This window comes from Mesorhizobium sp. M2A.F.Ca.ET.067.02.1.1 (genome assembly GCF_004023285.1).
Lineage (GTDB): Bacteria > Pseudomonadota > Alphaproteobacteria > Rhizobiales > Rhizobiaceae > Mesorhizobium.
In genome coordinates, this window is sequence record NZ_RZSB01000992.1 from 1 (window position 1) to 1,823 (window position 1,823).

Genomic DNA, 1,823 nt, shown 5'->3' on the forward strand with positions numbered 1-1,823 from the left:
GCAACCGAAGGAAAAACCCTGGACGAACTCATGGCAAATCTGCGTGAGGCAATTGAAGGCTGCCTTTCGGTAGATCTGCCGTCTTCGGTCACTTCAGTTCCCGGCAAGGTGGTGGAAATCGCAGTTTGAAATCCATTTCGGGCAAGGATCTGGCCAGGGGCATTGAGCGGCGAGGCTGACGACTTCTGCGAATAGCAGGCAGCCATCATATTTATGGAAAAGAGGGAAGCATTATGCGTCTCTCTATCCCAATACATGGCAACAAGCCCCTCAAGACGGGTCTCGTGCGCCATCTTCTGAAGATGGCGAAAATCAGCGAAACAGATGTCTGAACATCTCTACTCCGCCCCCTGCCCCATGCGCCGCGCGGCGTAGCGCTCTATGGCAGACAGACCGTCATAGATCAGCACGGCAAGCGCGGCGACGATGAGACCGCCCTGCAGCACGAAGGCAAGGTTGTTCGAGATCAGGCCGGCGATGATCACCTCGCCCAGCGTCTTGGCGGCAACCGTTGAGCCGATCGTCGCGGTGGCGAGGCTGATGACGACCGACAGCCGGATGCCGCCCAGAATAACAGGGGCGCTGAGCGGCAACTCGACCTTCATCAGCCTTTGCCAGCCGGTCATGCCGGCCCCGCGCGCCGCTTCCATCACATTGCCCGGCAGCGTGGTCAGCGCGGTCAGCGCATTCTCGAAGATCGGCAGCAGCCCATAGAGGAAGAGCGCGATCAGCGTCGGCTTCTCGCCGAAGCCGACGGCGGGTACCGCAAGCGCCAGCACGGCAACCGGCGGAAAGGTCTGGCCGATATTGACCAGGCTGCGCGACAAGGGCAGGAACTCTGCGCCTGCCGGTCTGGTGACCAGGATGGCTAAAGCCACCGCGACAATCGTTGCCGCGACCGTCGCGACAAGGACGGTCCGCAGGTGCTGCAGGGTCAGCGTCAGCAGGCTGCCCTGGTTGTAGATCGCCGGCGCGCCATTCTCGGTCAGGGGTTTCAACAGCGGCTCGAACCAGCCCGGGCTGATGATGAAGACCACCAGCAGCGCCAGGACAGCCAGCCTCAGCAGCGCGGGCAGCCAGGCTTTCATTGCGGCCTCGCCGCGCGTTTCACCAGGCCCTCGACGGTGACGCGGCCAATGAGCCTGCCGTCCGCGCCTTTTACCGGCAGCGCGGGCCGCCCCGACCACAGAAGCTCGGCAAGCGCGTCGCGCTGCGTGGCCTCACCGGGGATCGCCTCGCCTTCCGCGCCGCCCGGCTCCACCGCATCGCGCACAGGCCCGAGCGACAGCAGCCGGAACGGCCTTTCGCTGGCGCCGACCAATGTCTCGACGAAGCCGCTCGCCGGCCTGGCCAGAATCTCCGCCGGTTTGGCATATTGCACCAGCTTGCCGGCATCCATGACGGCGATCTTGTCGCCCAGATGCACCGCCTCTTCCATGTCGTGGGTGACGAGGATGATGGTGGTGCCGAAACGCTTCTGGATCGCCAGCAGATCCTCCTGCGCCTTGGTGCGGATGATCGGGTCCAACGCGCCGAAGGGCTCGTCCATCAAAAGCACGTTTGGCTCGGCGGCCAGAGCGCGGGCCACGCCGACACGCTGCTGCTGGCCGCCGGAAAGCTCGTGCGGGTAACGCGGGCCGTAGGCCTGTGGATCGAGCTGGTAAAGCGTCATCAGCTCGTCGACACGCGCCTTGATCCGATCCCTGTCCCAGCCGAGCAGCAGCGGCACAGTGGCGATGTTCTGCGCCACCGTGCGATGCGGACACAGTCCATGGCCCTGAATGGCGTAGCCGCTGCTGAGGCGCAGCTGATAGCCGGGCACC

Annotated in this window: 2 protein-coding genes; both read right to left on the reverse strand. The window is 64.2% G+C overall.

What is annotated here, in order from left to right:
- Positions 1 to 338: 338 nt before the first annotated feature.
- Positions 339 to 1,088: an ABC transporter permease gene (locus tag EOA28_RS34585; protein ID WP_127251767.1), complete on the reverse strand. Its 750-nt coding sequence runs from the start codon at positions 1,086 to 1,088 to the stop codon at positions 339 to 341.
- A partial coding sequence (locus tag EOA28_RS34590; RefSeq protein ID WP_148671059.1) for an ABC transporter ATP-binding protein occupies positions 1,085 to 1,823 on the reverse strand: 739 nt, incomplete at its 5' end. The genes EOA28_RS34590 and EOA28_RS34585, both read right to left, overlap by 4 nt.

Excerpts from the sequence above, each read along its gene's own strand:
- EOA28_RS34585 (WP_127251767.1), bottom strand. The coding sequence starts at position 1,088 with ATGAAAGCCTGGCTGCCCGCGCTGCTGAGGCTGGCTGTCCTGGCGCTG.